General features: G+C 60.5%; 4 protein-coding genes. 1 reads left to right on the top strand and 3 read right to left on the bottom strand.

Features of this window, described 5'->3' with window-relative positions; genetic code table 11:
• The 3 genes from DBR24_RS07775 to DBR24_RS07765 form a co-directional block, all read right to left on the bottom strand.
• Positions 1-477 (bottom strand): MFS transporter (locus tag DBR24_RS07775; RefSeq protein WP_146188985.1); only part of this gene is annotated, 477 nt, incomplete at its 3' end.
• Positions 478-667: 190 nt separating this feature from the next.
• A complete protein-coding gene (locus DBR24_RS07770; RefSeq protein ID WP_128614414.1) occupies positions 668-1,339 on the bottom strand; it encodes a DUF3313 domain-containing protein in 672 nt (223 codons plus the stop codon).
• A 34-nt stretch (positions 1,340-1,373) separates the two neighbouring features.
• Positions 1,374-1,697, bottom strand: a complete 324-nt coding sequence (locus DBR24_RS07765) for a hypothetical protein (protein ID WP_123468646.1) — start codon at positions 1,695-1,697, stop codon at positions 1,374-1,376.
• 166 nt (positions 1,698-1,863) lie between these two features.
• Here DBR24_RS07765 and DBR24_RS07760 point away from each other — a divergent pair.
• The coding region (locus DBR24_RS07760) for a response regulator (protein ID WP_128614413.1) at positions 1,864-2,499 on the top strand (636 nt) is incomplete at its 3' end.

Genomic DNA, 2,499 nt, shown 5'->3' with positions numbered 1-2,499 from the left:
GTCCGGTGCATATTCGGCGACGAAGATTGAGGCGCCGGTGTATTCACCACCGACCGAGAAACCCTGAGCCATTTTCGCCAGTAACAGCAGGATCGGCGCCCAGATGCCGATCGAGGCATAGGACGGGATCAGGCCGATGGCAAAGGTGCTGAGCGACATGATCACGATGGTGGCCGCGAGGACTTTCTGGCGTCCGTACTTGTCGCCCAGGGCGCCGAAAAACAGGCCACCCAGTGGCCGAATGAGAAACGGCACGGAGAAGGTCGCCAATGCGGCGATCATTTGAATGCCCGGATCGGCGCCCGGAAAGAACACTTTGCCGAGCACGTAGGCGACAAAGCCATAGACGCCAAAGTCGAACCATTCCATCGCATTGCCGAGCGCGGCGGCGGTGATGGCCTTGCGCATCTTGGCGTCGTCGACAATGGTGATGTCTTTCAGTCTGATCGGACTGACCGCGGGTTTGCTGGATGTCATGTGGCGTATTCCCTGTACCTGAGCTGTATCGGTGCTATCTGTTTGATGGCATGGACTTATTGGCTCTGATACAAGAAGACACGAAAAAATTCAGCGCTCGCTGAATTTTTTCCGGGTGTCACCGAATTAACTGCCCTGTGAGTGCAGAGCGTGATGAGGGCGCAGCCGAACGGGATAAGTCCCGTCGCCACTATTTGCGAATCGCCGCGTACGATTTGCCCAGGTCATTGGCCCAACCGTCGAGCACGCCTTTGACGTCATCGGCGGTCAGCACTTGCCGGTCGTTTTCCAGCGCCACGCCAGTGCCCTTGCGTACGACTTCGGCGACCACTTCACCGGTCGAACCGTCCTCGAACGACACTTCGGTGGCGATTTCGCTGTCCTGATCGCGGATGCCGGTGGCGCTGCTCACTCCGGCGGCGATCAAGGTGACCGGCAGCCACTCATAAAACCGCAAACCCTGGGTGCTGGCGGCCACACGGGTGATCGCCGGTCTGACCGTCAGCGTGTCCGGGCCGGGGTGCGGGACCAGTTTCAGTACCTTGCCCAGTTCGAGCCGCAGGGCGGCGTCGTAGTAATCGGTTACGCCGGCGAGCGTGCTCAGCGGGATGCGTTCAGTCGGCTCGGCGCTCGGGTAGAACTGACTCGGCGCCAGATAGGCCTGCGTATAACGGCCACGGGCCAGGGCCGGACTGACCCAACCCAGAACCGGCAGGCCCGATGGCGACTGGTGCTCGCTCAGTACGCTGTAATCGTGGAGAAAGCCGCTGTATTTTTCAGGCTCGACGGTTTTGCTGCTGCACGCCGACAGGCTCAGGGACGCGGTACACAGCAGCGTCATCAAGCAATGGCTTCTGATCATGGAGTTCCTTGTTTTACGTCTATTGCCCGCAGGTTCAGTCGTGGGCGGTGGTCGAGGAGGCGAGTGGCGCGGTGTTGTCCGAACACTCGATGTGCAGCGTTCCGTGGGTCATGATCCAGTGGATGAGATCGGCGGCCGGAATCGAGTGGACGTACTCGACCCATTGGGCGCTGGTGGGGCCGAACTGCTCGAAATAGCGGCGCAGGACAATCCGGCTCTGATCATTCGCCAGGCCCAGGCAGAACTCCTGAAACAGCAGCGGCTGATCGGGTTCGGGTGCGGTGGTGCGCTGGCTGAGGATCAACGGATAGCGGGCGTCGTGTCCCTCGGCGGTATACCTGCTGTGCAAAGCCTTCATGAAATGCCCCCCTGTTTTCGATGGTCTGCAGGGTGCCCGAGGGTTTTTGCCGCAGGATGTCCGCTTGATGTCCGGGGCGAAGGAATGTTGCCCGATTGAAATAAATGACCCGGGCGCCGGAATAGTTTTAGATGCGTTCTTTTTCTGGCCTGAGGATCCTGTGAACGTGAGCAGACTGCTGATAGTCGACGATGACGTGGAAATTCTCGCCTTGCTGAAGAAGTTCTTCGTCCAGCACGCCTACGAAGTCGATGTCGCCGCCGACGGCGTCGCGATGTGGGCGGCGATTGCGCAGCAGCGGCCGGACACGATCATTCTCGACCTGATGCTGCCCGGCGAAGGTGGTTTGAGTCTGTGCCAGAAAATACGCGCGCAGATGGGCATTCCGATCATCATGCTTACGGCGATGGCCGAGTTGAGCGACCGCATTGTCGGGCTGGAACTCGGCGCCGACGATTACCTGACCAAGCCCTTTGCCCCGCAAGAACTGCTGGCCCGCGTGCGCGCCTTGCAGCGTCGGGCCGGAGAACAGCGGACCGCGCTGGAACCTTCACGCCCGGTTATCGCCTTCGCCGGTTGGCATCTGGACATCACTTGCCGCGAGCTGCGCTCGCCGGAAAACGTGATGATTCCGCTGTCCGGTGGCGAGTTCGATCTGCTGGTGGTGTTTCTCGATCACCCGCAGCGCATCCTCACCCGAGAGCAATTGATCGACCTGTCCCGTGGTCAGGGCCATGACGCGTTCGATCGTAGCATCGACGTGCAGGTCAGCCGTTTGCGGCGCAAGATCGAGCCGGACAGC

The organism is Pseudomonas sp. HMWF006 (assembly GCF_003061205.1).
Taxonomy (GTDB): domain Bacteria; phylum Pseudomonadota; class Gammaproteobacteria; order Pseudomonadales; family Pseudomonadaceae; genus Aquipseudomonas; species Aquipseudomonas monsensis.
The sequence above is the reverse complement of the archived record's forward strand: the minus strand, read 5'-3'. Positions and strand labels throughout refer to the sequence as shown.

Bases quoted from the DNA above. Each gene is read 5' to 3' on its own strand.
- DBR24_RS07765 (WP_123468646.1), bottom strand. From the start codon at position 1,697: ATGAAGGCTTTGCACAGCAGGTATACCGCCGAGGGACACGACGCCCGC.
- DBR24_RS07770 (WP_128614414.1), bottom strand. From the start codon at position 1,339: ATGATCAGAAGCCATTGCTTGATGACGCTGCTGTGTACCGCGTCCCTG.